The organism is Streptomyces sp. NBC_01232 (genome assembly GCF_035989885.1).
Lineage (GTDB): Bacteria > Actinomycetota > Actinomycetes > Streptomycetales > Streptomycetaceae > Streptomyces.
This window is the reverse complement of record NZ_CP108518.1, coordinates 8058922-8084694: the sequence shown is the minus strand read 5'-3', so window position 1 is coordinate 8084694 and position 25773 is coordinate 8058922. Positions and strand designations below refer to the sequence as shown.

Here is a 25773-nt window from a genome sequence, read left to right as displayed (position 1 = left end):
TGGCGCCGGGGCCGGCGCCACCGGCGCGTGTCAGTGGTGGAAGCCGGACCGCGGCTCGGCCGCCGGTACGGGCGGGGGCGTGGCCGTCAGGTGTTCCACGGCTGCGCGCAGGTCGGTGACGAGCAGGGCCATCTGGTCGCGGGTCACGCCGTGCCGGACGAGGACGCGCTGGATGACGGTGTCGTCGCGGTCGGCGGGAAGCGGGTACGAGGGCACCTGCCAGCCGCGCATGCGCAGCCGGTCGGAGAGGTCGTAGAGGCTGAAGCGGGCGCCGACCGGGTCGGTGAGCTTGTAGGAGACCGCGGGCAGGGCTCCCTTGCCGTCGTAGAGGAGCGTGAAGGGGCCCATGTCGGCGATCTCCCCGGCCAGGTACTGGGCGGTGTCGGCGCAGGCCTCCTGGACGCGCCGGTAGCCGGCCCGGCCCAGACGCAGGAACAGGTAGTACTGCGCGATGATCTCGCCGCCGGGGCGGGAGAAGTTGAGGGCGAAGGTCGGCATGTCACCGCCGAGGTAGTCCACCTTGAAAACGAGGTCGGCGGGGAGCAGGTCGGCGCTGCGCCAGATGATCCAGCCGACCCCCAGCGGCGCGAGCCCGTACTTGTGGCCGGAGGTGTTCACCGAGGCCACGCGCTCCAGCCGGAAGTCCCACACCACGTCGGGGTGGAGGAAGGGCGCCACGAATCCGCCGCTGGCGCCGTCCACGTGGATGGGGATGTCCCAGCCGTGCTCGGCCTGGATCCGGTCGAGCTCGGCGGCGATCTCGGCGACGGGCTCGTAGTCGCAGGTGTAGGTGACGCCGAGGATGGCGACGACGCCGATGGTGTTCTCGTCGACGTACTGGGCGAGCTGATGGGCCTGCAGGCCGGTGGCGTCGCCCTCGATCGGGACCTGGCGCAGTTCGACGTCGAAGTAGCGGGCGAACTTCTCCCAGCAGATCTGGACCGGACCGCACACCAGGTTGGGGCGGTCGGTGGGCAGACCCTGGGCGCGGCGGCGCTCGCGCCAGCGCCACTTGAGCGCGAGCCCGCCGAGCATGGCGGCCTCGCTGGAGCCGGTGGTCGAGCAGCCCGCCGCGGTGGTGCCGGCGGGGGCGTTCCACAGGTCGGCCAGGATGTTGACGCAGCGGGACTCGATCTCGGCGGTCTGCGGGTACTCGTCCTTGTCGATCATGTTCTTGTCGAGGCAGACGTTCATCAGGCGGTGTACGCCCTCGTCCGACCAGGTGGTGCAGAAGGTGGCCAGGTTCTGCGCCGCGTTGCCGTCCAGGAGCAGCTCGTTGCGGAGCAGTTCGTAGACGACCTCGGTGGGTGAGTGGTCCTCAGGAATCTTGTACTTGGGGAGGATCTGGCCGCTCAGCGTGGACGCGAACACGTCCGTGTCGGCGTCCTGGGCGCGTACGTCCTTCGTCTCATGAAGAGCCATATCGGGACTATAGGTGACAAAACCCCTCGATCAGGGATGAGCCCGATGGCGACGCGACGCACTTTGACGCCGCCGACCCGCGAAGGTCCGTGACAGATCGCGAAGGGGTGCTGACGCTCTGCTTCCGGCCGACTCTGCGGTGTGACCCCGCCCATACGACCCCCGTCACCCCGCAAAAATTACCGTCCAGTAGGCTGCATCCCGCAGATCTTCCCGTTCGGACCCCCGGAGCCGCTCCGGACGGGAAGATCATCCAACTTGTTCTACCGGCAACGTATCCACTGATGTCCGGATACAGGCCAACCCCCTCTCCCGCCCTGATACCTCTTCGGGCCATGAAGAAGATCACTCGCCGTCAGGCCTTGGGGACAACCGCCGGTGCACTCACCGTCCTTGGTCTGACCGCCGCCGCCGGCGCCACGAACGCCGCCGCGACTCCCTCCGAGCCCACCACCCCGGGCACGGTCGACGAGGTCTACAAGGGCCGTCGTATCCAGATCACCGCAGGTGGTGGTGGCCATCACGGAGGCCATCACTCGCCGGGCCAACCGACCGTCCGGATAGACGGCAGAGAACTCCACATCATGCGCAACGCCGATGGCACCTGGATCAGCGTGATCAACCACTACGAGACCTTCTCCGACCCGAAGCTGCTCGCCCGCGCCGCCGTCCGCGATCTCCAGGGCGCCGCCCTCGTCCCCTTCGGAGGTGCGGCATGACCGTACGCAAGAACCAGGCCACGCTGACCCCCGAGGAGAAGCGCGCCTTCACCTCGGCCCTGCTGGAGCTCAAGCGCAACGGCAGCTACGACCGCTTCGTCACGACCCACAACGGCTTCATCATGGGCGACACCGACTCGGGCGACCGCGTCGGCCACCGTTCCCCCTCCTTCCTGCCGTGGCACCGGCGCTTCCTCCTGGAGTTCGAGGAGGCGCTGCAGAAAGTGGACGCGAACGTCGCGCTGCCGTACTGGGACTGGACCGCCGACCGCACCTCCCGCTCCTCCCTCTGGGCCCCCGACTTCCTCGGCGGCACCGGACGGGCCCGGGACGGGCAGGTCATGGACGGCCCGTTCGCGTACTCGACGGGCCGGTGGAACATAAACGTCCGGGTGGACGGACGCTCCTACCTGCGACGCGATCTCGGCACGTCCGTCGCCCAGCTGCCGACCAGGGCCGAGGTGGACTCCGTACTCGCCATGCCGGTCTACGACATGGCGCCCTGGAACAGCTCCTCCCAGGGGTTCCGCAACCACCTGGAGGGCTGGCGCGGCGCCAACCTGCACAACCGGGTGCACGTGTGGGTCGGCGGGCAGATGTCCACCGGGGTCTCCCCCAACGACCCGGTGTTCTGGATGCACCACGCCTTCATCGACAAGCTGTGGGCCGACTGGCAGGCCAAGCACCCCCAGTCCACCTACCTGCCGGGTGCGGGCACGCAGAACGTCGTCGACCTCAACGACACCATGCGGCCCTGGAACAACGTGAGCCCGGCGGACATGCTGGACCACCGGAAGTTCTACACCTTCGACACCGAGCCGGTCGCCGCCGCCAGCCAGCGGTAGTGCAGTTCGGGGCGGCCGACCTGGCCGTACCGGGGGGTGCGGTCCGCGCGGCCGGTGTCCACCAGGTGCTCCAGGTAGCGGCGGGCAGTGATCCGGGAGATCCCGGCCGCCTCGGCCGCCGCCGCCGAGGTCAGTCCCTCGGTCGCCGCCCTCAGCAGGGCGGCGACCCGGTCCAGCGTCGGCGCGCTCAGCCCCTTGGGGAGTTCGGCCGGGCGGGGTGCGCGCAGGGCCGCCATCGCCCGGTCCACGTCGTCCTGGCCGGCCGCCTCACCCGCCGCCTGGCGGAACTCGGCGTAGCGCAGGAGCCGTTCGCGCAGGGTGGGGAAGGCGAAGGGCTTCAGTACGTACTGGACCACCCCGAGGGAGACGCTCTCGCGGACCACGGCCAGGTCCCGTGCGGAGGTCACCACGATCACGTCGACGGGATGCCCTGCGGCGCGCAGTCCGCGTGCGAAGCGCAGCCCGTGCCCGTCGGGCAGACCGAGGTCGAGCAGCAGCAGGTCGACCCGGTTCCGGTCCAGGAACCGGGTGGCCTCGGCGAGGGAGTGGACGGCGCCGACAGCGGTGAAGCCCGGCACCCGGCCGATGTAGAGGGCGTGCGCGTCGGCCGCCACCGGGTCGTCCTCGATGACCAGCACGCGGACCTCGGCGCCGCTCATCGCGGACCCCCCGGCCCCGCGGCGGGCGCGGGCGCGGGTGCGGGTGCGGGTGCGGGTGCCGAGACGATCGGGAGGCGGACCGTGAACTCCGCGCCGCCGCCCGGGCCCTGCGCCGCGACCACCTCGCCCCCGTAGCGCTCGGCCACCTGCCGGACCAGCGCGAGGCCGAGGCCCCGGCCCTCCCCCTTGCCGGACCAGCCCCGGCGGAAGACGTCCACCCCCTCGGGCAGTCCGGGCCCGTTGTCCGCGACCCGCAGCAGCAGCTCGTCCGGCTCGGGCCGCAGGGTCACCGCGATCCGGGCGCCCGGTACGGCGGTGAGCGCGTCGACCGCGTTGTCGATGAGATTGCCGAGCACGGTGACCAGGTCCCGGGCCGGCGGCAGCCCGCCCCCTTCGGCGAGACTGCGGCTGTCGGCGGTGACCACCAGCTCGACGCCCCGCTCGTGCGCCTGGGCGGCCTTGCCCAGCAGCAGCGCCACCAGCACCGGCTCCCCCACCGCCGTGACCACCTCGTCGGTGAGGGCCTGGGCGAGTTCCAGCTCGGCGGTCGCGAAGTCGACCGCCTCGTCCGCACGGCCGAGTTCGATGAGCGAGACCACGGTGTGCAGCCTGTTGGCCGCCTCGTGGGCCTGGGAGCGCAGTGCCTGGGTGAAGCCGCGCTCGTGGTCCAGTTCACCGGTCAGTGCCTGCAGTTCCGTGTGGTCGCGCAAGGTGACCACGGTGCCGCGGCGGCCTCCGCCGGCGACCGGTGAGCTGTTGACCACGAGCACCCGGTCCGCGGTCAGGTGCACTTCGTCCACCCGGGGCCGGTCGGCGAGCAGGGCCCCGGTGATCGGGGCGGGCAGACCGAGGTCGGCGACCCCGGTGCCGGTGACCTCGCCCGGCAGTCCCAGCAGCTCGCGCCCGGCGTCGTTGATCAGGGTGATCCTGCGCTGCCCGTCGAGCATCAGCAGCCCCTCACGGACCCCGTGCAGGGCCGCCTGGTGGTAGGCGTACATCTGGCTGAGCTCGGTCGCGTTCATGCCGTGGGTGTGCCGGCGCAGCCGCGCGTTGACGATGTACGTGCCCAGTCCGCCGAGGGCGAGCGCGCCGCCGGCCACCCAGGCGAGGGCGGAGAGCTGGGTGGCGAGCCGGTCGCTGATGGCACGGACGGTGATGCCCGCGCTGACCAGGCCGACGATCCGGCCGTCGTCCCGGAGCGGGGTGACCACGCGGATGGAGGGGCCGAGGGTGCCGGTGTACGTCTCGCTGAAGGTCTCACCACGCAGCGCGGGGGCCGTGTTGCCCATGAAGGACTCACCGATCCGGCGCGGGTCGGGGTGGGTCCAGCGCCGCCCCTCGGGGGACATGATCGTCACGAAGGCCACCCCGGAGTCCGCGCGGACCTTCTGGGCGTAGGGCTGGAGCTCGGTGGACGGGTCGATCCCGCGCGCCGCTCCGCGTACCGCTTCGCGCACGGACGGCGAGTCGGCGACCGCGTGGGCCACGGCCCCGGCCTGGCGGCGGGCGGCCTCCTCGGCCTGTCCGCGGGCGGTGGCGTACGCGAAGACGGCGCAGCCCGCGACGACCACGGCGACCAGCAGCACCTGCATGGCGAAGAGCTGGCCGGCGAGGCTGCGCGGGGGCCTGGGGAAGCGGAACATGGCGCTCAGTCTGCACCGGGTCGTGAACTCAATGAACGCAAGGGTGACCGGGGTCACAGCCCTGGGCGATGGTCTCCCCGAACGCAATCACCACCGGGAGGCATCGTGGCCGCCAGACGCGACAGAACGCACTATCTCTACATCGCGGTGATCGGCGCGGTGCTGCTCGGCATCGCCGTCGGCTTCGCCGCCCCCGGCGTGGCCGTGGAGCTCAAACCGCTGGGCACCGGCTTCGTCAACCTCATCAAGATGATGATCTCGCCCGTGATCTTCTGCACGATCGTGCTGGGCATCGGGTCCGTACGCAAGGCCGCCAAGGTGGGCGCCGTGGGCGGACTCGCCCTCGGCTACTTCATGGTCATGTCCACGGTGGCACTCGCCATCGGCCTGCTGGTCGGCAACCTGCTGGACCCGGGCAGCGGACTGCACCTGACCGAGGCCGCACGCAGTGCGGGCGAGGCGCAAGCCAAGGCGGGCGGGGCCGAGAGCACGCCGGAGTTCCTGCTCGGGATCATCCCGACCACGCTGGTGTCCGCCTTCACCGGGGGCGAGGTGCTGCAGACGCTGCTGGTGGCGCTGCTCTGCGGGTTCGCGCTGCAGGCCATGGGCGCGGCGGGCGAGCCGGTGCTGCGGGGCATCGGGCACATCCAGAAGCTGGTGTTCCGGGTGCTCGCGATGATCATGTGGGCGGCTCCGGTCGGTGCCTTCGGGGCGATCGCGGCGGTGGTCGGGGCAACCGGCATCGACGCGCTGAAGTCCCTCGCCGTCATCATGATCGGCTTCTACACCACCTGTCTGCTCTTCGTGTTCGTCGTCCTCGGCACGCTGCTTCGGGTGTGCACCGGGGTCAGCGTCTTCTCCCTGCTGCGCTACCTCGGCCGGGAGTTCCTGCTGATCCTCTCGACCTCCTCCTCGGAGTCGGCGCTGCCGCGGCTGATCGCGAAGATGGAGCACCTGGGGGTGTCCCGGCCGGTCACCGGCATCACGGTGCCGACCGGCTACTCCTTCAACCTGGACGGGACCGCGATCTATCTGACGATGTCCTCGTTGTTCGTCGCCGAGGCGATGGGCACGCCGCTCGCGCTGGGCGAGCAGATCTCACTCCTGCTGTTCATGATCATCGCCTCGAAGGGTGCGGCCGGGGTCACCGGCGCGGGCCTGGCCACCCTCGCCGGCGGACTGCAGTCGCACCGGCCCGAACTGGTGGACGGCGTCGGCCTGATCGTGGGCATCGACCGGTTCATGAGCGAGGCGCGGGCCCTGACGAACTTCGCGGGCAACGCGGTCGCGACGGTGCTCATCGGGACGTGGACGAAGGAGTTCGACCACGAGCGGGCCACCGAAGTCCTGGCGGGCCGGCTGCCGTTCGACGAGAGCACGCTGGTGGACGACGGGCACGTGGCCGAGCCGGCCGAACCGGGGCGGTCCGCCGGGCACACCGGCTCCGCCGGATCCACCGCATCGGCCGAGGCCGCGGGAACTGCGCATTCGGTGCCGCTGCCCTCGGACAGCCCCAAGGACGGGGTGCCGGTCTAAGCCGTCTCCCTTCGGATCCGGCCGGTACGCCCCCACGGGCCGGCCGGGCAGGGCTCGCCCCCACGGTGCCCAGCCCGGCCGGCCCGCCGCATTATCCGCACTTGCACCCATAGTCGGTATTCGGCCACCGATAAACGAACCCCCATGCTGTAAAAGGTACTTCCGTAACAGGCTGTGTGCATGACATCTTGCGTCCACCACTTGTTTCGTTCGACCCGGCCTGACCACCGGGTCTTCGGAGGACGCATTGATACCCCACATATCCAGCCGACCTCGACGTACGCTCGTGCTGGCCGCCACGCTCGGCGCGGCACTCGCGTTCGGAGCCCCCGCCGCACTCGCCGGCACCGCTCCGGTTTCTCCGTCCGGCTCCTCGGCCCCCGCCCCCGCGGCGGCCCCCAAGGCCGCGGCCCCGACCTCCCAGAGTGCGACCTGGGTTGCCGGCACCCGCGCCTATCTCGTGATCACCGCCCCCGGTGACACCACGGCGGTCCGCAACGCCGTCACCGCCAACGGCGGCACGGTGTTCCAGTACTACGACGCCATCGGGGTCATCACCGCCCACTCGGCCTCCGCCTCCTTCGCCACCACCATGCGCGGTGTGAGCGGGGTCCAGCAGGTCGGCGCCACCCGCACCTCGGACGTGCCGGCGGACGCCTACAACCCGGCGCTGCCCGCCAACCCGGCGCAGTCCACGACGCCTTCGGGCGAGCCGGTCCGCGCCGACATGACGCAGATCAAGGCCGACCAGGCCTGGGCCGTCACCACCGGTTCGGCCACCGTCAAGGTCGGCATCCTGGACACCGGTGTGGACGACCAGCACCAGGACCTGGCCCCGAACTTCAACGCCGCGGACTCCGCGTCCTGCGCCTACGGCAAGCCGGACGCCCGTACCGGCGCCTGGCGGGACGTCGGCACCCACGGCACGCACGTGGCCGGTACGGTCGCGGCCGCGAAGAACGGCAAGGGCGTCATCGGCGTGGCCCCGGGCGTGAAGATCTCCTCGGTGCGCATCGCCGAGCCGAACTCCTCGCTCTTCTTCGCCGAGAACACCGTCTGCGGCTTCATGTGGGCCGGTGACCACGGCTTCAAGGTCACCAACAACAGCTACTACACGGACCCGTGGCAGTTCAACTGCCCGGACAACGCCGACCAGGCCGCGATCATCGAGGGCGTCAAGCGCGCCCAGGAGTACGCGGAGGGCAAGGGCTCGCTGCAGGTCGCGGCGGCCGGCAACTCCAACCTCGACCTGGCCAACAAGACGACCGACACCGAGAGCCCGAACGACTCGACGCCGGTCACCCGCACCATCACCAACGCCTGCCTCGACATCCCGACCGAGCTCCCGGGCGTGGTCACGGTCTCGGCGATGGGCACCACCGCGAAGGCCTCGTACTCCAACTACGGTCTGAACGTCGTCGACGTGACGGCCCCCGGCGGAGACGCCACCGGCATCTACAGCACCCTGCCGGGCGGCAAGTACGGCAGCATGAGCGGTACGTCTATGGCGTCCCCGCACGTCGCCGGTGTGGCGGCCCTGCTGGTCAGCACCAACCCGGGCATCACCCCGGCGCAGCTGCGCGACAAGCTGGCCACCCAGGCCAACGACGTCGCCTGCCCGTCGGACAGTCGCTGCAAGGGCACCACGGCGAAGAACGGCTTCTTCGGCGAGGGCCAGGTCGACGCGCTGAAGGCCGTCGGCAGCACCCCGCCGCCCGGCAAGTACTTCGAGAACACCGCCGACTTCGCCATCAGCGACAACGGCACCGTGGAGAGCCCGGTCACCGTCAGCGGTGTCACCGGCAACGCTCCGGCCACCCTCAAGGTGGGCGTGAACATCGTGCACACCTACATCGGTGACCTGAAGGTCGACCTGGTCGCGCCGGACGGCACCGTCTACACCGTGCACAACCGCTCGGGCGGCAGCACCGACAACATCAACCAGGTCTACACCGTCAACGCCTCCTCCGAGGTCGCGAACGGCACCTGGAAGCTGCGGGTCAACGACAACGCCGGCGGCGACATCGGCAAGGTCGACTCCTGGAACCTGACCTTCTAGAGGCCGGGTCGGCAAGTCCTCTAGGTCCTGTCGTCGAAGTAGCGCCGGTCGGGCCCGTGGTGTCCGGCGCCGTGCATCGCAAGGCGGAGGGGCGCCCGAGTACTGGACGTACTCGGGCGCCCCGACAACGCGGCGAGGTGCGGTGCCGGGCGCCGCGGGCCAGGCGGGACTTCGACGACAGGACCTAGCGCTGCAGGACGTCGGCGAGCCAGTCGAAGACGACGTCGCAGTGCTGCTGCGGGGCCATCGGGGAGCAGTGCAACTGCGCCCCGGTGGCCTCCGTCAGTTTCACGTACTCGCGGCGCGTGCGCAGCAGGTCGTACATCTGCCGCGGCTGCCCCGGGTAGAACAGCTCGAAGTCGTAGTCCAGGACGAGCGTCGGGGCCTTGATCTTCGCCACCACCTTCGTGATGTCGAGGCCCATGGCCACCTGCGCCGGTGTCCAGATGTCCGTCAGAACGATGCCCTCGCGGGCCTGGCGCAGCGCCTCCCTGGAGAAGATCTCGAAGCGCTTCTTGACGGTGAAGGCGAGCTGCGGCGTCAGCTCCGGGACGACCTCCTCGTTCCAGACCCGGTTGGTCTCCTCCTTGTCGGGCGTGATGATCGCGCGCAGTTCCGCGTCGAACCCCAGCCACGGGTTCACGCATCCGGGCTGGCAGGCGACGGCCGCGAGCCGGTGCTCGAAGGCGGCGGCGCGGGCGACGAGGTTGCCGCCCATGCTGAGGCCGGTGATCGCGATCCGGCCGCTGTCCACGTCCTTGCGCTCGTCCAGCCAGTCGATGAGCGGGCCGACGACCTTCTCCCAGCGGGTGGTGAAGGGGATCTCCTCCACGAACAGCAGCTGCCCCTGGCCCGGCCCGTCGTAGACGAGGGCGTTCCAGCCCCGGCCGAGGGCGGCGGCCACGCCGTAGGTCCACATGTCCACGTTCTGGCCGTCGCTGCCGTTGGTGAGGATCACGGTGGGGCGCGGCCGCTCGGGACCGTCCGGGCGGAAGAACCACACCGGCAGGTGCGTCTTGCCGTACGGGACCTTCGCGCGGACGGCGGCCGGTGAGCAGAGCCGGGTGAAGGTGTCCCAGGCCTTGCGCCCGGCCAGGTAGACCGCCTCCTCGTCACCGGGGTGGTCGGTGCCGAGTACGTAGAACAGCGCCTGCCCGTAGTACTGGGCGGCGCGCAGGGACCGGAAGCGGCGCGTCTGCGAGGGGGCGTCGTGGCCGTGGCGGCCGGCGGCCGGGGGCGCGGCGAGCCGGTCCCCCCAGGCGCGGAAGGTGTCGCTGAACGTCTGCTCGGACAGTCCGGCCGCGTTGATGGAGTTGACCGCGGTCAGTACCTCGCCCACCTCCGAGGCGCGCATCCCGGCGGCGCCCAGTGCGAGCAGCCCCGCGAAGTTGAAGCCGGGATCGTCGAAGAGCTTCATCGCCCCGGGTGTGGGATCGGCGGCCTCGGGAGCCGGCACGGGCGCGGCGGCCGCGGTGCGGGCCCCGCCCCCGACGGCGAGAGCCCCGGCTCCCGCTGCGAGCCCGGTCAGGGCCGCGCGGCGGGTGAGTGCGGAGGGCTGGTGCGGTGTGCGAGCGGTCATGCAGCGGACCGTACGCCGGGCCCGTGGCGGGTCGCGGCGCGCCGCGCCCTCCCTTGCTCCGAACGGCCCCGCCCGCCGTCCCGCCCGTCGGGCCGGGCGTCGGGCCGGGCGTCAGGCGGGGCGTCAGGCGGTTCGCCGCCCGGTCCGCAGTACGCAGTCCCCGCAGAGCCCGCCCCCGGGCACCCGGTAGTACAGGCAGCAACTGCGCCGCACGAAGGCCACCCCGAGCCCCTCCTCGTGGAGGAAGGTGCCGGTGCCCGCCAGCGCTCCGCCGTCGGCCAGCAGGGCGGCCGCCAGTTCCACGGCCGCGCCGGACGGCACCCGGTCGATCAGCACGCGCAGCGCCCCGACGAGCCCGGACGCCGCGTTGCCCCGCAGGACCTTCGGCGAGACCCCGAAGCGCTCCCGCAGGCCCTCGTCGAGCACGGCCAGGTTCGCGAGGACGTTCTCCCCGAGCGCCTCGGCCGGCAGGCCCGGGCCGGGGTCGGGCAGCCACAGCTGGAGCGACCCCGCGTCCGGCAGCCGCCACCACACCCGGTCGGCGGACAGGTCCGGTACGCGGCCCGCCAGTGCCGCGCACCCGAGCCCCAGCGACCAGAGCCGGGAGACGATCCCGAACTGCGCGGTCGAGGCGGCCACCCGGCCGGGGCCGCTGCCGATCCGCCGGCCCACCTCGGCCACGTAGGGCCCGAGCCGCTCCCCGTACAGCGCGGTCAGGGGCCGGAAGCCGGGGCCGGGCGGCTCCGTCCCGCAGGGGACGGTGAAGAAGGGCCCCACGGCGGCCAGTCGCCGCAGTACGTCGTCCATACCGGAAATGATCTCAGCGGCCGGGGGCGCGGGTCAGGCCGGGTCGGGGGTCGCCCCTTCGAGGACCTCCAGGTAGTGCGGGTTGCGCATGATGCCCAGCACGTTGCCGAAGGGATCGGTGACGGCCGCGGTGACGAAGCCCGCGTCCCCGTGCGCGGTCACCGGCTGGTACTCCTCGGCGCCCAGGTCCAGCAGCCGCTGCCGGACCGCGGGAAGATCGTCGACCGCCCAGTAGGCCACCGCGCCGCCCGGGTTCTTGGCCGCGCCCGGCGGGGCGTAGCGGCGGTCGACGATGCCCAGCTCGTGCTGGTAGTCGCCGATGCGGAACTCTGCGTACCCGGGCCGCTCGAAGTACGGGGCGATCCCGAGGAGCTCGGTGTACCAGGCCTTCGCGGCCTCCAGGTCGTCGGCCCAGAAGTTGATCGTCGCAAACCCTCGCAGCATGAACGTCCTCCTCGACGGAAACATCGTCCCGACTCTACGGCCGCCCCCGCGGCCCCGCTCAGAGACCGGAGAGGAAGTCCAGCAGGGCCCGGTTGAAGGCGTCCGGCCGCTCCAGGCCCGGCAGATGGCCCGCTCCCTCGATGACGGTGAGCGCCGAATGGGGCAGCAGCGCGTGAAGGGCCTCGGCCTCCGCCACCGGGGTGTAGACGTCGTCCGCGCCGACGAGCACCAGGCAGGGCTCGACGGCCTCCGCGAGCACGGGCCGGTAGTCGGGGCGCTCGGCCCGGCCGCGCAGCGCCGCGGCGGCGCCCTCGGGGTCGGTCGCGCACATCATGGCGCTCACCCGGGCGGCCGTCCCGGGCATGGCGGTCACGTTGTAGGGCGCCAGCATCTTGTCGATGACCTCTTCGGCGTAGGGCCGCATGCCTTCCGCGATCAGCCGTTCGGCGGTCTCCCGGCGGATCTTCGCACCGTCCGGCGTCTCCGGTACCGGGGAGGTGTCGGACAGCACCATCGCCCGTACCAGACCCGGGTGGCGCAGTCGAACCTCCATCGTGATCTGACCTCCCATGGACACACCGCCGACGACCACCTGTTCGATACCCAGGCGGGCGAGCAGGGCGGCGAGATCGTCCGCGAGATCCGCCAGGAGAGCCTTGCCCGGGACCACCGGACTTTCCCCGTATCCCCGCAGGTCAGGCGTGATCACGCGGTACCCGGCGGCCGTCAGCGCGGCCGTCTGGGGGGCCCACATCGTGCGGTTGAAGGGATGTCCGTGGATCAGGATTACGGGCGCTCCGTCGCGGGGACCCAAGTCGTCGAAAATCAGTGGCACGCCATTGCCAAATTGGGGGTTCATGAGAGGACTTTAAGGGGCTACATTGAGCCACTCGCGTTCACCTGACAGCCGGTTGCCTTTCACTCGTGTTTTGCACGGGGGGCGACGTCATGGACGCAGACTGTGCAACCACCCCACCGCCCAGAAGGACCGAAGGCTCCGTGCCCGTACCCGTACACCTCGCGGGCCGCACCGTGCGGCTCGAGCCCCTCGCCCCCCACCACACCGAGGCCCTGGCCGTGGCCGGGGCCGAGGATCGTACGACTTACGCCTTCACTCCCGTACCGCACGGGTTGCAGGCGTCCCACGAGTACATCGACCGTGCCCTCGCCGATCAGGCTGCGGGTCGATCGCTCCCGTTCGCGGTGGTCAGAGCCACCGACGGGCGGGTCGTCGGTTCGACCCGGTTCCTGGAACTCGACTACTGGCAAGGGCCTCTGGTCTGGCCCGCCGTGCCCGGCGTCCCGTTCGGCGATCCGGCCACGGCGATCCCCGATGCCGCCGAGATCGGCAATACCTGGCTGTCCCCGGGCGCCCAGGGCACCGGCATCAATACCGAGGCGAAGCTGCTCATGCTCCGCCATGCCTTCGAGACCTGGGGGGTGCGGCGCATCTCGCTGCGTGCCGATGCGCGCAACGGCCGGTCGCGAGCCGCCATGGAAAGACTGGGCTTCACCTGTGAAGGGGTCCGCAGGGCCCATTCGCGGGGGCTCGACGGCGCCGTCCGCAGTACGGCCTTCTACTCGATCCTCGACGAGGAGTGGCCGGCCGTGCGGTCGATCATCGAGCTGAGGCTTTCGGCGGGCGCGCAGCGCAAGCGCCGCCGCAAGACCCTGATCCCCGCGTAAGGCCGTCCGGCCGGACGGAAGAACGGAAAAACGGTCCTGCCCCCGGCCCCCGCCGCGGCCTCCTCACCCGAGGAAGGCCGGGGCGAGGGCCGAGTCCATGAGCCGGGTCGGGGCGCCGCTCCCGTCGGCCGGTACGGCGTACAGGTCGGCGCCGAAGTCCCCCGGCAGGGCATAGACGACGGTCCTGTCGTCGGTCCACACCACCTGGTCGTCCACGCTCCGCTCCTCGCCGAGCGGGGTCTCGGCTCCGGAGGCCAGGTCCAGCGCGAACAGCCGCCACGGCGCCTCGGCCGGCAGGCCCGGCACGCGCTTCTTGAACACCACCCGGGTCCCGTCCGGGGACAGCGACGGGCACTCGGCGTTCTCGCGCAGGGTGGTCACGGTCCGCTCCGCCAGGTCCCCGCGGACCAGATGGGTCCGGCCGCCGGTGGCGAGCGTCGCGTAGAAGGTCCGCTCGTCGGCCGTGAAGGTCACTCCCCAGAAGTTGACGTCGGCACTGCGGTACGGCTTGCCGTCCTTGAGGATCGCGTAGTCCTCCAGCGAGGCGTCGAACCTGCCCGTGCGCAGGTCGAGCACCGAGGTCCGCGTCGAGAAGTCCGTCCCCGCGTACGAGTCCCCGCCGACGAAGACGGTCCAGGCGGCGAGGTGACCGCCCGGCGAGACCCGGGCCCGGGTGGGCAGTCCCCCCAGCGGGTGCGCGGACACCTCCTTCAGCCGGGCGTCGAGGACGACCGCCCGGTAGCCGTCCTGGACCCCGCTGCGGTCCGCCTGGAGGCAGACCCCGGTGCCTCCGGCCGTGTGGAAGCGCAGGCAGCTCACCCCGGACGCGGTGCGGGCGCCCTCCGGCGCGCCGGCCGCGACGGTGGCGAGCTCGTCCCGGTGCGGCCCCCAGGCCATGTTGCGGAACACGATCCGCCGCCCGCCGTCGCCCGGCGCCAGCGAGACCGCACCCGGGGCGACCCCCGGGCCGCCCGCCCGGGCGTGGTCCTTCTCGTCGGCGCGGGAGGAGGCCCGCTGGACCGCGAGGACGGCCACCGCGGCGAGCAGGGCCACGGCCGTGGCGAAGATCAGGATGCGGCGCTGGAGCGTCATGGGATGACTCCGGTGCGGGACGGGGTTCCGGGGGCGGAGCGGGGGCACCATACCCAGCGGCCCGTGCAAGAGCCAGGCATGAACGGCGACGGGCCGGTGAACTCCACCGGCCGTACGGGCGCCAGGCAATGGCCTCCCCCAGGGCACCCCAAGAGAAGTAAAAATACGGAACCCTGACAAGCTTTCGTTCATCCTTCGAACGGAAGGACCAGCAGTTCAGACCACCACGCCCCTCTGGGGCAGCACCAGCCGGAGAGCCACCGCACATGTCGTACGCACCCGACGGGCAGCAGTACCAGCCGTACCGGCCGGAAGGACAGATACCGCAGCCGCCCCAGGGCGACCGGTACGGCCGGCCGTACGGCCGGCCGCCGCAGGGGCAGCAGGATCCGTACGGACAGCCGGCGCAGTACGCACCGCACGACCAGTACGCACCGCATGACCAGTACGGGCAGCACGGCCCCTACGAGGAACCCGAGCCGCCGCGCCGCAAGGCTCGGGGCCGCCGCTGGCTGATCGCGGGTGCCTCCGTCCTCGCGCTCGCCGGCATCGCCGCACTCGTGCTGAACCACTACGAGATACCCCCGTTCACCGACAAGGGCTCCGCGGTGTCGTTCGGGAAGACGCCCGCGGGTGACGGCAAGAAGAACGGCAATGCCCCGTCGGCGAACTCCAAGATGCTCATGCCGACCGGGCCGGCCGCCGAGTTCAAGAACTCGATGACGCTCCCCGACGGGACGCACGTGGCCGTCACCACCCTGGACGGCAAGAAGTCCGGCTTCAAGGGCAAGGTCTGGGTCTGGGCCCCCAAGGAGTACGACGACCCGAAGTTCGCCAAGAGCGGCTTCCCCGTCATGATCGCTCTGCCGGGCGGCGCCGGATACCCCAGCAACTACTGGATGGGCACCGACCTCGGGCTCCAGACCAGCATCAGCAAGTGGTACGCCGAGGGCAAGAGCAAGCCCTTCATCCTGGCCATGCCGGTGCTCAACCCGGGGCCGGACGACAAGGGCGTCTACTGGGACGGCTCCGACATCCCCGGCCAGCCCAAGATGGGCACCTGGCTGACCGAGGACGTCCCGGACCTGATGAAGGCGAACTTCCGCACCGTCAAGTCCCGTGACGGCTGGGCCTTCATGGGCTCCTCCACCGGCGGGTTCGCCGGCCTGAAGGCCGTGCTGAAGCACCCGGACAAGTTCAAGGCCGTGATCGCCTCCGGCCCGGACATCGTCCCGGACTCCTCGCTGTGGAAGGGCCACGAAAAGGAGAAGGCCGAGAACAACCCGGAGCTCCTGGCGAAGCAGCTCATCGACAGCAAGGGTCCGGAGGTCTACCTGGCCTTCCAGGTCGGTGACAGCGAGAACAACAAGAAGACCCTTCCGGACGTGCAGAAGTTCGTCGCCACCTACGGCAACAAGGGCCCCGTCCATGCCGAGTTGAAGGTCATCAAGGGCGGACAGCACAACGCCAAGACCTATGTCCCGAACATGGGCGAGGGACCGGTCCAGTACATCAGCAAGGTCATGGAAGGACCTGTCGAGTAACGACCGGTGCCCGTCCCGCATCGAGCTCCGGCCCGCCGAACACCTTCGGCGGGCCGTCGCCGTTCCAGGCCGCCCAGCCCGGATCGCCGGTCACCGCGAACCGCACCCAGGCCGCGTGCATCTCGTCGGCCAGCGTCTGCGGGGTGTCCGGCCCGGCCAGCCAGGCGGCCTCCGGTACCGCGAGCGTGTCGAACACGAAGCCCAGTTCCAGGGCGTGGCAGGCGCCCAGCCCCTCGATGCCGGAGGGCCAGCCGAACTCGTACAGGTAGCTCGGCGCGGGCCGCCGCGACCCGGCGAGCCTGCGCAGGGGGTCGCGCAGCAGCCGGTCGGTGAGCAGCTGCCCGGCGAGCTCGGCGGGACCGACCCCGGGCAGGGCGGCGCGCAGCGCCCGTACGGCTGCCCGGTCCTTGCCGGAGCGGGCCCGGGCCAGCGCCACGGCGAGGGGACCCATGCGGTCCAGCAGTCTCATCCCGCCGGTGGGGGCGAGCCACAGCCGGTACTCGTCGCGGGTCCATCCGAGGAGCAGCGGCACCTCGCCGGAGACGGCGGTGTCGCACAGGGCGTCGAGGGGGTCGGCCGGGATCGTGCCGGGGTCGGTGACCAGACCGAAGGCGGGTCCGCCGAGGAGCGGGCCCGATCTGCGCAGGACGGCCGCCTGGGCGGCGAGCAGGTCGGGCAGGGGGGTGGCCGTGAAGGCCGCCGCGGTGGCGTCCACCTTGAGCAGCGAGGCCATCCGCCGGACCATGGCGCGCACTCGGGGGCGCGGCAGGACCTCCGGGGCCCCGCTCTGCAGGACGGCCCGGTGGAAGAGGCCGGCAGCGCGCGGGGCGGCCAGGAGGGAGCCGATGCTGATGGCTCCGGCGGATTCGCCGAAGACGGTGACGCGGTCGGGGTCGCCGCCGAAGGCGCCGATGTTGTCGCGGACCCATTCGAGGGAGGCGATCTGGTCCAGCAGGCCGCGGTTGGCGGGGGCGTCGGGGAAGAGCCCGTAGCCGAGGACGCCGAGGCGGAAGTTGACGGAGACGAGCACGATCCCGTCGCGGGCGAAGGCGGAGCCGTCGTAGACCGGGACGGCCGAGGAGCCGCGGGTGTGCGCCCCGCCGTGGATCCACACCATCACGGGCAGCCGGGCGCCCGGGGAGGCGTCGGGGGTCCACACGTTGAGGTTCAGGCAGCCGTCCCCGGGGACCACCGGGTCGGGCAGCAGGGCCGCGAAGGTGTCCGGGTAGGGCACCTTGGGCGCCGTCGGCCCGTAGGCCCCGACGTCCAGTGCGCCGTCCCAGGCGGCCGGGGGCGCGGGGGCTGCGAAGCGCAGGGCGCCGACGGGCGGCGCCGCGTAGGGGATGCCCAGGAAGACGGCCGTGCCGACGGGCCCGGTCCGCCCCTCGACGACTCCGGCCGCAGTCCTGACCCGCGGCCTGCCTCGGCCGTCGTCGGCGTCGTCTGCGCTCATCGGTCCTCCTGTGGTGCGGGTGCCCGTACCGGTGCCGGTCGCACGTTCGCACAGCCGTCCAACGGGTGACAAGGCGTGACCGGGTCCGGGCCCGCCGCGGTTGGACGGGCATGCGATTCCTGCGTATCCACCATGCCGTGCCCGTCCTGTTTCTGGCGGGTGCCACGCTCCTGCCCGCCCCGGCCCTGGCGGCGTCCGGGCCCGACTTCCAGTACGTCGGCCAGGACGACCGGGTCCACGGCCTGGCCGCTCCGAGGGGCTGTGTCGAGGCGGAGGGCGGCGGCGCCCGGGCGGTGACCAACGGGACCGGGAGCTCGGCGACGCTGTTCGAGGGCCCCAGGTGCTCGGGCCGGATCCTGCGGGTCCTGCGGCCCGGCGAGGTCGGTCAGGTGCGGCCGTACTTCGCCTCCGTTCGTTTTTCCGTCACCGGGTAGGCGCACGGGCCGTGACCCCTCGGCCGCCCCCGCGTTGTATGCCATGTCAAATGCCACAGATTCTGTGGCGCCCCACATATCTCACGAGGAGATCTTGATGTCGCGTATCGCGAAGGCATTCGCCATCACCGCTGTCACCGGTAGCGCAGTGGTCGCCGGTGCTGGTCTGGCTGTCGCCGATGCCGGAGCGCACGGTGCGGCGGTCGGCTCCCCCGGTGTCCTGTCGGGCAACCTGCTCCAGGTTCCGGTTCACGTCCCGGTCAACGTCTGCGGCAACACCGTGAACGTGATCGCTCTGCTGAACCCGGCGTTCGGCAACACCTGCGTCAACGCGTCCGGCGGCGGCGACCACCACACCGAGGGCTCGGGCTACGGCCACTGATCGCCCTGATCGCGTGATCCACGGAAGGGCCCCCGCCGGACGGCGGGGGCCCTTCCTCGTGGCGTGGCGCGTCATTCGTAGCGGTACAGCCCCTGGTGGCCGGACATCTCGCGCGGGGTGATGTTCCACGGAGGCATCGGCTCGTCGAGGGCGATGACCCGGCCGCGCTGGAGGTCGCCGACGGCCGGCGGGGCGGCGGGCAGGTAGCCGGAGCCGGGGTGCTTCTGCTGCCAGCGGTCCCAGATCAGGTCGACGAAGGCGTGGTGCAGCCAGAACGCCGGATCGTTGGGCGCCGTGCCGCCCGTCATGTGGCCGCCGATCCACTGGTGGACCTTGTTGTGGTTGCGCCAGCGCTCGCTCCTGGGGGCGGCCCAGCCCTCCAGCTTGTTGCGGAAGCCGCCCGCGGTGGCGGTGGAGTCCCAGGGCGAGACGTCGTAGGTCGGGTCGTCGATCGCCCACTGGAGCTCGGCCGCGGTGGGCAGGCTGATCGGGTTCTGCGGCCGGCCGAGGTTGCGGGTGAGGAAGGCGGATTCGGTGATGCCCACGGTCACCGTCCAGTTGCCCTTGTCGTAGGCGAACGGCCCGGTCATCACCTTGCGGTCGCCCGCCCGGCCCGTGCCGCCGAGGAAGTCGTCGGCCCAGAGGGAGGAGACCGGACTGGTGTCGGTGGTCCAGTCCCAGTACGGGACGCTCACGCCCGGGTCGATCTGCTGCAACTGCCGCTCGAACTCCAGCAGATAGCGCCGATGCCACGGGAAGAAGGACGGGGACATGTGCCCGACGCGCAGCTTGCGGTCACGGTCGGGCACGAAGTACTTGTCGTGGGTGCGCACCAGGGCGTCGTAGGCGCCGTCGCGCTTGAGCTCCAGCACCGCCGCGGTGAACCGCTTCTTCTGGGCGCTGGTGAGGTTCTTCTGGTTCTGCCGGGTGTGCAACGCGGGGCTCCTCCCGTTCCCGTGGGTGTGTCAGCCGTGGTGCGGGGCCGCGAGGGCGAGCTGGGCCGTGCCCAGTTCGTCGACGGCGGCCCGGGCCAGTTCCAGTGGCGTCGGATAGGACTGGAAGTGGTTGATCCCGCTGAGGTAGCTGCCGTCGGCCCGGCGCATGACGTGCAGCGGGCGGCCGTCGATACGGACGCCCGCGACGTCCACGGCGATGTGCCGGCCGCGGTACGTCTCCTCCTCGGCGAGCGGCGCCGGTGTGAGGGTCTGCCGGGGGCGCCGGGCCCGCAGTACGGGGGCCAGGGCCGCGGCCGTACCCGCGAGCACGGCCGCGGTGAAGGCCGAACGCAGAACCGCGCGGCGGGTCAGTGGTGCGGCGGGCGATGCTGCGGACATACGGTCTCCCTCGCTCGGTGGCCGGCGGCTACGGGTCTAACGCCGCGCGGCGGGCGAGGTCACCCGTGAGCGCCGCGGAGCTGCTTGTAGAAGAGCGTGGTGGGGTGCAGCCGGCCCTCGGGATCGGTGGCGTAGTCGGGGATGGTGCCGGCCTCCGTCCAGCCGGCGGAGCGGTAGACCCGCTCGGCGCCGCTGCCGGTCTCGGTGTCCAGGAACAGCAGCACCACCCCGGCGCGGACGGCGGCCGACTCGGCCTCGTCGAGCAGCGCGCGGGCGGTGCCGCGGCCGCGGGCCGCCGGATGGACCATGAGTTTGCGCAGCTCGGCGCGGTGGCGGCCGTTGGCCTTGGACTCCCGGTACCAGCTGACGGTGCCGTCGATACGGCCGTCGCCGCCGGTGCGGGAGACCCACAGCGCGAGGGAGCCGTCCTCGACGGCGGGCAGCAGGGAGTCCCACCAGGCGGCGGCGCCCACGTGGTCGAGGCCGGCGAGGAAGCCGAGGGACGAACCGCCGTCGACCACGGCGAGCAGCAGCGCGGCGAGTTCGTCGCGGTGGGCGCGGAGTCCGTTGGCGGTGAGCGCGGTGATGGTGGCCGTCATGGGCCGAGGATAGGGACCGGCCCAAGGCCCGTCGCAGGCGGGTGGGGGCGTCGGCCGGGGGCCACCACGGCGGTGATCGCGACGGGGCAGGACGGGAAGCGCGAACGCTCTCGCGAGAAGGCGACAAGTACGGGGTGAGGCCGCTACGGCAGGCGGCCGGGGAGGGGAACGCGTGTGAACGCGGACGAAGACGAACTGCTGACCAGATCGGCCCGGGAACCCGGCGCCTTCGAGGTTCTGGTCGTAGGACTGTCGCCGCACCTGCACGGCTATCTGGCACGAAGAGCGCCGAACGCGGCGGACGACCTGCTGGCCGAGGTGTGGCTGCAGGCCTTCGCCGGGCGCGCCGGATTCGACGCGGCCCGGGGCACGGCCAGGGCCTGGCTGTTCGGCGTGGCGCGGAACGTCCTCGCGGGTCACTGGAGGCGGCTCGGCCAGGACCGGTCCGATCCTCATCCGCCGGAACCGGGCAGCGACCCCTGGCAGGCCGTGGACCAGCGCCTGGACGCCGCGGCCTGCGCGCCGCTGCTGCGCGAGAAGATCGCCGGCCTGCCGGCCGTGGAACGCGATCTGCTGCTGCTCGTCGCCTGGGAGCAGCTCACCCCCACCGAGGCGGCGGACGTGGTCGGCATCCCGGCCGGAACGGCCCGCTCGCGGCTCCACCGCGCCCGCGGTCGCCTGCGGAACGCCCTCGGTACCCCCAGCTCCCCCAGCCTTTCCGGAGAGATGACATGACGGACCGCACGACACACCCCCTGGACCTCCTGGACTTCCCCGGCGCCGCCCGGTTGCGCGCGGCCGGCGAGGTCGCGCCGCCCGGGCCCGCAGTCGTGGAGGCCGCTCTCGCGGCCGTACGCGCCGCCGAGGCGGCGGAACGCGCAGCTGTGCCCGGCATCGTGCCGCTCCGGCCGCGAGGCCCCGGGCAGCGCACCCGCAGGCTTCTGGTGTCGGCCGTGGCGATCGCCGCGATCGCGGCGGGCGTGAGCATCTACCCGGTCAGCGGCCTGCGGGGGTCGCCGCCCGCGGCGACCGCCAGCGCCGCCGACTTCCTGCGCCAGGTCGCCGCGACGGAGGCCGGGGACACGACCACGCCCACGGACGCGCCGTATTGGAAGGCTCACACGCGGAACTCCTACTGGGGCGATCCCCACTCCACGTCTATCGATCGTTTCGAGACTCCGCTGGTCGACGACGGGAGTTCGTGGGTGTCGTCCGATTCCGTGTTCGGCCAGCAGGGAGCCGACGGGGAGATCGTCAAGACCATCGGGTTCGCGCCGCATTGGATCGTTTCCGTCCCGGGTGCCCGCAGGAAGGACCTCAGCTGGGAGGAGCTGAAGCGGCTTCCCTCGGACGCCGCGGCACTCAAGGTGGTTCTGGAGGACTTCTTCCCCGGAGGTCCCGGCACGCCCGGCAAGGGCGATACCTTCACGGCCTACATGGGCACCCTGACCCGCCTGCTCACGCTCGCGCCCCTCGCTCCGCCTCAGCGTGCGGCGGTGTACGAGGTCCTCGCGGACATGCCGGGGCTCCGGCTGGTCGGGCCGGTCCAGGACAGCACGGGCCGTGCCGGTACCGCCGTCGAAGCGGACATCCCCCACTCGCGCATCCGCGTGATCATCGACCCCAAGACGCGCCGGCCGCTGGAGGAGACCATCCACTACCGCGGCGGGAAGTACGACGGGATGCCCGCCAAGCGCTCGACGATCCTGTCGGCCGGCCCCCAGCAGAGCATCCCCCCGTACCAGGAACGACCGCCGAAGGGGAGCCCCATGCCCGGTACGGGCACACCGGCCTCCTAGGTCGTCTCTTTCGGATCTTGTCGGTCGGGCCCGCGTCGTCCGGTGCCGTGCATCGCAAGGCGGAGGAGCGCCGTGGTACTGGACGTACTGCGGTGCTCCGACAACGCGACGAGGTGCGGTGCCGGGCGACGCGGGCCTGGGGGCACCTCCCAGCGGTAGCTGGGGGAGCAAGATCCGAAAGAGACGGCCTAGGTCCGGGCCCAACCGGCGCTACTTTGACGACAGGACCTAAGGGATGTCCCGTAATCCGCGGTGGGTCAGCGCACGGCGTCAGATGCGGTGCATCGCAAGGCGGAGGGTCGTACTCATACCGGGCGTATTCGGGCGATCCGACAACGCAGCGAGGTGCCGTAGCTGGCGTCGTGCGCCCGCCGGGGATTACGGGACAGCCCTTAGGGGGCGGGGAGTTCCGCGAAGTCCGCGACCAGGCCGCGGTGGTGGCTCGCCGTGCCGAGGGCCAGGGAGTCGGCCTTGGCCCGCTTGAGATAGAGGTGGGCGGGGTGCTCCCAGGTCATTCCGATGCCGCCGTGGAGCTGTACGCACTCCTCGGCGGCGCGGACGGCCACGCCCGAGCAGTAGGCCTGGGCCACGGCGACGGTCAGCGGGGCGTCGGGGGCCGCCGTGGCCAGGGCGTCGGCGGCGGCCCGGGCCGCGGCGCGCGCGCCGGCCACGTCGAGCCAGAGCCGGGCGAGGCGGTGCTTCAGCGCCTGGAAGGACCCGACGGGGCGGTTGAACTGGTGGCGGCCCCGGACGTGTCCGACGGTCTCCGCCAGGCACCACTCGGCGAGCCCGAGCTGCTCGGAGGCGAGCAGTCCGGCCCCGGAGAGCAGGGCTCCGGCGACGGCCGCCCGGGCCGTTCCGGGGTCGGCGAGCCGGGTGCCCGCCGCCGCCTCCAGCGTGACGGTGGCGAGCGGGCGGGTCAGGTCCAGCGGGACCTGCGGGGTCAGCCGGGCCGAGGCGGCCGGGACGGCGTAGAGCCCGGTGTCGGCCAGTACCAGCAGGACGTCGGCGGCCACCGCGTCCGCCACGGACGTGACCGTGCCGCTCAGCAGCCCTGCGCCCCCCTCCCGCACGGGGGCCGGGAGGGGTGCGCCCGGGGCGAGCGTGAGCGGCACGGCCGGGACGCACACCGTGCTGCCCGAGGCGAGCTCCCGCAGCAGCGGGGCGGCTTCGGGGGTGTCGCAGCCGAGCAGGATCTCCGTGGCGAGCACGGCGCTCGTCAGGTACGGAACGGGCGCCACGGACCGGCCCAGCTCCTCCAGGACCACGGCGGCCTCGCGGTGGCTCGCGCCCTGCCCGCCGAGCTTCTCGGGTACGAGGAGTCCGGCCGCGCCGATCCCGGCGGCGAGGGTGTGCCACAGCGCCGGGTCGTGCGGCCGGCCGGTCTCGATCCGGGCGAGGACGGTCTTGGCGTCGCACCGGTCGGTGAGCAGCGCGCGTACGGCGGCGCGGAGCTCCTCCTCGGTCCCGGAGTGGAGCAGGTCGGTCGGTGCCGCCGGTGCCACCGGCGTCGTCGGTGCGGTCATCGGGACAGGTCCTTCCAGGCGAGGTCCTTGTCGTCGCGCGGCTCGGGGGGCAGGCCGAGGACGCGTTCGGCGACGATGTTGAGGAGGATTTCGCTGGTGCCGCCCTCGATGCTGTTGCCCTTGGCGCGCAGGTAGCGGTAGCCGGCCTCGCGGCCGGTGAAGTCGACGCCCTCGGGCCGGCGCATGGTCCAGTCGTCGTACAGGAGGCCTTCCTCTCCGAGGAGTTCGACCTCCAGTCCGCTGATCTCCTGGTTGAGCCGGGCGAAGGTGAGCTTCATGCCCGAACCTTCGGGGCCGGGCTGTCCGGCGGCGAGTTGCTGGCGCAGTCGTTCGCCGGTGAGCCGGGCGACCTCGGCCTCGACCCACAGTTCCAGCAGCCGCTGGTGGAGGGCGTGGGTGCGCAGCTCGGGGCGCTCGCGCCAGGCAGTGGCGACGGGGGCGATCATGCCGCCCTCGCGGGGGATGCGCATTCCGCCGATGGAGACCCGCTCGTTCATCAGGGTGGTGCGGGCGACCGCCCAGCCCTGGCCGACGGCGCCGAGGCGGTGGCTGTCGGGGATGCGGACACCGGTGAGGAAGACCTCGTTGAACTCGGCCTCGCCGGTGATCTGGCGCAGTGGCCGGACCTCGACGCCGGGGGCGTGCATGTCGCAGAGGAAGTAGGTGATGCCCTGGTGTTTGGGGAGCGCGGGGTCGGTGCGGGCGATGAGGATGGCCCAGCGGGCGGTGTGGGCGCTGGAGGTCCACACCTTCTGGCCGTCGACGATCCAGTCGCCGGAGCCGCTCTCGCGGACCGCGCGGGTGCCGAGGGCGGCGAGGTCGGATCCGGCGCCGGGCTCGCTGAAGAGCTGGCACCAGACCTCTTCGCCGACCCACAGGGGGCGCAGGAAGCGGTGCTTCTGCTCCTCGGTGCCGTACGCGAGGATCGTGGGTGCGGCCATGCCGAGGCCGATGCCGATGCGGCGCGGGTCGTTGTCGGGCGCGCCGGCGGCCTCCAGTTCGGCGTCGACGGCCGCCTGGAGGGAGCGGGGTGCGCCGAGTCCGCCGAGGCCCTCGGGGTAGTGGACCCAGGCGAGTCCGGCGTCGTAGCGGGCGCGCAGGAAGTCGGTGCGGGGTGTGGTCGCGGGCGGGTGCGCGGCGAGCAGGTCCCGGACGCGGGTGAGCAGCCGGTCGGCGGTGATCGCGGTCATCGGACCCCACCCGGCTGCCGGGGCATGGCCAGGACCACCCGGCCGGTGGTGGTGCCGTCGGCGAGGCGCTGTACGGCGTCGGCGACGCCGGGGAGTGCGACGACCTCGCTGATCAGGGGCTTGACGGCGCCTTCGGTGGCCAGGCGGGTGAGTTCGGTGTGGCAGGCGAGGATCGCGGCCGGGTCCTTGGCCGCGTAGAGGCCCCAGTGCAGGCCGAGGATCGCGTAGTTCTTGACGAGGGCGTGGTTGAGGGCGGGGGCGGGAATGCTGCCGCTCGCGAAGCCGACGACGACGATCCGGCCCTCGAAGGCCACGCACTTGGCGGAGGCGGTGTACGAGTCGCCGCCGACCGGATCGTAGATCACGTCGGCGCCGCGTCCGCCGGTGAACTCCTTGACCCGGGCGACGACGTCCTCGCCCGTACGGTCGATCACCAGATCGCAGCCGAGCTCCTCGGCGGTGCGCACCTTGGCCTTACCTCCGACGACCCCGATGACGGTGGCCCCGGCGGCCTTGCCGAGCTGGACGGCCGCGCTGCCGACCCCGCCCGCGGCGGCGTGCACGAGCAGGGTCTCGCCCGGCTGCAGGCGCGCCCGGCGGTGCAGGCCGAACCAGCCGGTCTGGTAGCCGATGTGCAGGGCCGCGGCCTCGGCGTCGTTCAGGCATTCGGGGGCCGGGAGCAGGGCCCGCTCGGACGCGATCACGTATTCGGCGAAGCCGCCGTGGGGCAGGCTCGGGTTGGCGATGACGCGGCGGCCGTCGTCGGTGAGGCCGCAGATCTCGACGCCGGGGGTGAAGGGCAGCGGCGGGCGGATCTGGTACTGGCCGCGGACGAGCAGCGCGTCGGGGAAGTTGAGGTTCGCCGCGAGCACCTGCAGCCGCACCTCGCCCTCGCCCGGGACCGGTTCGGGAATCTCTTCGAGGCGCAGGGCCTCTCGGGGCTCACCCGGGGTATGTACTCGCCATGCCTGCATCCGGGGCCTCCAGCCGCCGTCGAGGAATCACACTCCGCGCGCATACT

25 protein-coding genes are annotated in these 25773 nt (G+C 72.1%); 10 read left to right on the top strand and 15 right to left on the bottom strand.

From position 1 onward, the window contains the following. Window positions 1-30: 30 nt before the first annotated feature. Complete coding sequence (locus OG444_RS37145; RefSeq protein WP_327266272.1) at window positions 31-1422, bottom strand: glutamate decarboxylase; 1392 nt, start codon at window positions 1420-1422, stop codon at window positions 31-33. A gap of 335 nt (window positions 1423-1757) precedes the next feature. Here OG444_RS37145 and melC1 point away from each other — a divergent pair, with 335 nt between their 5' ends. Then, window positions 1758-2141 carry an apotyrosinase chaperone MelC1 gene (gene melC1, locus OG444_RS37140; protein ID WP_327266271.1) on the top strand — a complete coding sequence of 128 codons (384 nt, stop codon included), beginning with the start codon at window positions 1758-1760 and terminating at the stop codon, window positions 2139-2141. Further along, the gene (melC2, locus tag OG444_RS37135; RefSeq protein WP_327266270.1) at window positions 2138-2986 is read left to right on the top strand and encodes a tyrosinase MelC2; all 849 of its coding nucleotides are present in this window, start codon (window positions 2138-2140) and stop codon (window positions 2984-2986) included. Before melC1 ends, melC2 begins: the two co-directional genes overlap by 4 nt. Here melC2 and OG444_RS37130 read toward each other — a convergent pair. Both OG444_RS37130 and OG444_RS37125 read right to left on the bottom strand, forming a co-directional pair. Beyond that, window positions 2941-3645, bottom strand: a complete 705-nt coding sequence (locus OG444_RS37130) for a response regulator (protein WP_327266269.1) — start codon at window positions 3643-3645, stop codon at window positions 2941-2943. The two genes, melC2 and OG444_RS37130, sit on opposite strands and share 46 nt — an antisense overlap. Beyond that, window positions 3642-5237: a sensor histidine kinase gene (locus OG444_RS37125; protein ID WP_327267046.1), complete on the bottom strand. Its 1596-nt coding sequence runs from the start codon at window positions 5235-5237 to the stop codon at window positions 3642-3644. Before OG444_RS37125 ends, OG444_RS37130 begins: the two co-directional genes overlap by 4 nt. A 156-nt stretch (window positions 5238-5393) precedes the next feature. On the opposite strand from OG444_RS37125, the gene OG444_RS37120 reads away from it, so the two are divergent. Both OG444_RS37120 and OG444_RS37115 read left to right on the top strand, forming a co-directional pair. Further along, on the top strand, window positions 5394-6824 hold the full coding sequence (locus tag OG444_RS37120; protein WP_327266268.1) for a cation:dicarboxylate symporter family transporter: 1431 nt from the start codon (window positions 5394-5396) through the stop codon (window positions 6822-6824). Between the two features lie 286 nt (window positions 6825-7110). Then, window positions 7111-8883, top strand: coding sequence for a S8 family peptidase (locus OG444_RS37115; RefSeq protein ID WP_327266267.1), 1773 nt, complete (start codon window positions 7111-7113; stop codon window positions 8881-8883). A 184-nt stretch (window positions 8884-9067) separates the two neighbouring features. On the opposite strand, the gene OG444_RS37110 is transcribed toward OG444_RS37115, so the two are convergent. From OG444_RS37110 to OG444_RS37095, 4 genes are all read right to left on the bottom strand, one after another. Next, window positions 9068-10462 carry an alpha/beta hydrolase family protein gene (locus tag OG444_RS37110; RefSeq protein WP_327266266.1) on the bottom strand — a complete coding sequence of 465 codons (1395 nt, stop codon included), beginning with the start codon at window positions 10460-10462 and terminating at the stop codon, window positions 9068-9070. Between the two features lie 123 nt (window positions 10463-10585). Next, entirely contained in the window at window positions 10586-11269 is a 684-nt protein-coding gene (locus OG444_RS37105) for a (2Fe-2S)-binding protein (protein WP_327266265.1), read from the bottom strand. Window positions 11270-11302: 33 nt separating this feature from the next. Further along, window positions 11303-11713, bottom strand: coding sequence for a VOC family protein (locus OG444_RS37100; RefSeq protein ID WP_327266264.1), 411 nt, complete (start codon window positions 11711-11713; stop codon window positions 11303-11305). 58 nt (window positions 11714-11771) lie between these two features. After that, entirely contained in the window at window positions 11772-12572 is an 801-nt protein-coding gene (locus tag OG444_RS37095; RefSeq protein ID WP_327266263.1) for an alpha/beta fold hydrolase, read from the bottom strand. Window positions 12573-12712: 140 nt separating this feature from the next. Here OG444_RS37095 and OG444_RS37090 point away from each other — a divergent pair, with 140 nt between their 5' ends. Continuing rightward, entirely contained in the window at window positions 12713-13399 is a 687-nt protein-coding gene (locus tag OG444_RS37090) for a GNAT family N-acetyltransferase (RefSeq protein WP_327266262.1), read from the top strand. A 63-nt stretch (window positions 13400-13462) separates the two neighbouring features. On the opposite strand, the gene OG444_RS37085 is transcribed toward OG444_RS37090, so the two are convergent. Further along, complete coding sequence (locus OG444_RS37085; protein WP_327266261.1) at window positions 13463-14491, bottom strand: TolB family protein; 1029 nt, start codon at window positions 14489-14491, stop codon at window positions 13463-13465. Window positions 14492-14757: 266 nt separating this feature from the next. Here OG444_RS37085 and OG444_RS37080 point away from each other — a divergent pair, with 266 nt between their 5' ends. Next, window positions 14758-16035, top strand: coding sequence for an alpha/beta hydrolase (locus OG444_RS37080; RefSeq protein ID WP_327266260.1), 1278 nt, complete (start codon window positions 14758-14760; stop codon window positions 16033-16035). Here OG444_RS37080 and OG444_RS37075 read toward each other — a convergent pair. Further along, window positions 16013-17488, bottom strand: coding sequence for a carboxylesterase/lipase family protein (locus OG444_RS37075; RefSeq protein ID WP_327266259.1), 1476 nt, complete (start codon window positions 17486-17488; stop codon window positions 16013-16015). The genes OG444_RS37080 and OG444_RS37075 overlap by 23 nt on opposite strands. 137 nt (window positions 17489-17625) lie before the next feature. Here OG444_RS37075 and OG444_RS37070 point away from each other — a divergent pair, with 137 nt between their 5' ends. Further along, complete coding sequence (locus OG444_RS37070; RefSeq protein WP_327266258.1) at window positions 17626-17922, top strand: hypothetical protein; 297 nt, start codon at window positions 17626-17628, stop codon at window positions 17920-17922. A gap of 97 nt (window positions 17923-18019) precedes the next feature. Next, window positions 18020-18304, top strand: a complete 285-nt coding sequence (locus OG444_RS37065; protein ID WP_327266257.1) for a chaplin — start codon at window positions 18020-18022, stop codon at window positions 18302-18304. A gap of 71 nt (window positions 18305-18375) precedes the next feature. Here the strand turns inward: OG444_RS37065 and OG444_RS37060 are convergent, their stop codons facing one another. From OG444_RS37060 to OG444_RS37050, 3 genes are read right to left on the bottom strand one after another with little or no spacing between them, the layout of a single operon-like run. After that, a complete protein-coding gene (locus tag OG444_RS37060) occupies window positions 18376-19239 on the bottom strand; it encodes a tyrosinase family protein (protein WP_327266256.1) in 864 nt (287 codons plus the stop codon). A gap of 30 nt (window positions 19240-19269) precedes the next feature. Next, complete coding sequence (locus OG444_RS37055; RefSeq protein ID WP_327266255.1) at window positions 19270-19638, bottom strand: tyrosinase family oxidase copper chaperone; 369 nt, start codon at window positions 19636-19638, stop codon at window positions 19270-19272. A 59-nt stretch (window positions 19639-19697) separates the two neighbouring features. Next, complete coding sequence (locus OG444_RS37050; protein ID WP_327266254.1) at window positions 19698-20237, bottom strand: GNAT family N-acetyltransferase; 540 nt, start codon at window positions 20235-20237, stop codon at window positions 19698-19700. 174 nt (window positions 20238-20411) lie between these two features. Between OG444_RS37050 and OG444_RS37045 the strand changes: the two genes are divergently transcribed. Next, entirely contained in the window at window positions 20412-20972 is a 561-nt protein-coding gene (locus OG444_RS37045; protein ID WP_327266253.1) for an RNA polymerase sigma factor, read from the top strand. After that, the gene (locus tag OG444_RS37040) at window positions 20969-22036 is read left to right on the top strand and encodes a hypothetical protein (RefSeq protein WP_327266252.1); all 1068 of its coding nucleotides are present in this window, start codon (window positions 20969-20971) and stop codon (window positions 22034-22036) included. Before OG444_RS37045 ends, OG444_RS37040 begins: the two co-directional genes overlap by 4 nt. A gap of 392 nt (window positions 22037-22428) precedes the next feature. Here the strand turns inward: OG444_RS37040 and OG444_RS37035 are convergent, their stop codons facing one another. The 3 genes from OG444_RS37035 to OG444_RS37025 are packed head-to-tail and all read right to left on the bottom strand — an operon-like array spanning window position 22429 to window position 25726. Next, the gene (locus OG444_RS37035) at window positions 22429-23562 is read right to left on the bottom strand and encodes an acyl-CoA dehydrogenase family protein (RefSeq protein ID WP_327266251.1); all 1134 of its coding nucleotides are present in this window, start codon (window positions 23560-23562) and stop codon (window positions 22429-22431) included. Then, window positions 23559-24752 (bottom strand): acyl-CoA dehydrogenase family protein, encoded by a 1194-nt coding sequence (locus tag OG444_RS37030; RefSeq protein WP_327266250.1) that lies wholly within the window; start codon window positions 24750-24752, stop codon window positions 23559-23561. The genes OG444_RS37035 and OG444_RS37030 overlap by 4 nt, the downstream gene beginning before the upstream one ends. Beyond that, window positions 24749-25726 carry an NADPH:quinone oxidoreductase family protein gene (locus OG444_RS37025; protein ID WP_327266249.1) on the bottom strand — a complete coding sequence of 326 codons (978 nt, stop codon included), beginning with the start codon at window positions 25724-25726 and terminating at the stop codon, window positions 24749-24751. Before OG444_RS37025 ends, OG444_RS37030 begins: the two co-directional genes overlap by 4 nt. Window positions 25727-25773 lie beyond the last annotated feature (47 nt).

Coding starts and splice junctions, on each gene's coding strand:
- OG444_RS37145 (WP_327266272.1), bottom strand. CDS start 1,422: ATGGCTCTTCATGAGACGAAGGACGTACGCGCCCAGGACGCCGACACG.
- melC1 (WP_327266271.1), top strand. CDS start 1,758: ATGAAGAAGATCACTCGCCGTCAGGCCTTGGGGACAACCGCCGGTGCA.
- melC2 (WP_327266270.1), top strand. CDS start 2,138: ATGACCGTACGCAAGAACCAGGCCACGCTGACCCCCGAGGAGAAGCGC.
- OG444_RS37130 (WP_327266269.1), bottom strand. CDS start 3,645: ATGAGCGGCGCCGAGGTCCGCGTGCTGGTCATCGAGGACGACCCGGTG.
- OG444_RS37125 (WP_327267046.1), bottom strand. CDS start 5,237: ATGCAGGTGCTGCTGGTCGCCGTGGTCGTCGCGGGCTGCGCCGTCTTC.
- OG444_RS37110 (WP_327266266.1), bottom strand. CDS start 10,462: ATGACCGCTCGCACACCGCACCAGCCCTCCGCACTCACCCGCCGCGCG.
- OG444_RS37105 (WP_327266265.1), bottom strand. CDS start 11,269: ATGGACGACGTACTGCGGCGACTGGCCGCCGTGGGGCCCTTCTTCACC.
- OG444_RS37100 (WP_327266264.1), bottom strand. CDS start 11,713: ATGCTGCGAGGGTTTGCGACGATCAACTTCTGGGCCGACGACCTGGAG.
- OG444_RS37095 (WP_327266263.1), bottom strand. CDS start 12,572: ATGAACCCCCAATTTGGCAATGGCGTGCCACTGATTTTCGACGACTTG.
- OG444_RS37085 (WP_327266261.1), bottom strand. CDS start 14,491: ATGACGCTCCAGCGCCGCATCCTGATCTTCGCCACGGCCGTGGCCCTG.
- OG444_RS37080 (WP_327266260.1), top strand. CDS start 14,758: ATGTCGTACGCACCCGACGGGCAGCAGTACCAGCCGTACCGGCCGGAA.
- OG444_RS37075 (WP_327266259.1), bottom strand. CDS start 17,488: ATGAGCGCAGACGACGCCGACGACGGCCGAGGCAGGCCGCGGGTCAGG.
- OG444_RS37065 (WP_327266257.1), top strand. CDS start 18,020: ATGTCGCGTATCGCGAAGGCATTCGCCATCACCGCTGTCACCGGTAGC.
- OG444_RS37055 (WP_327266255.1), bottom strand. CDS start 19,638: ATGTCCGCAGCATCGCCCGCCGCACCACTGACCCGCCGCGCGGTTCTG.
- OG444_RS37050 (WP_327266254.1), bottom strand. CDS start 20,237: ATGACGGCCACCATCACCGCGCTCACCGCCAACGGACTCCGCGCCCAC.
- OG444_RS37040 (WP_327266252.1), top strand. CDS start 20,969: ATGACGGACCGCACGACACACCCCCTGGACCTCCTGGACTTCCCCGGC.
- OG444_RS37035 (WP_327266251.1), bottom strand. CDS start 23,562: ATGACCGCACCGACGACGCCGGTGGCACCGGCGGCACCGACCGACCTG.
- OG444_RS37030 (WP_327266250.1), bottom strand. CDS start 24,752: ATGACCGCGATCACCGCCGACCGGCTGCTCACCCGCGTCCGGGACCTG.
- OG444_RS37025 (WP_327266249.1), bottom strand. CDS start 25,726: ATGCAGGCATGGCGAGTACATACCCCGGGTGAGCCCCGAGAGGCCCTG.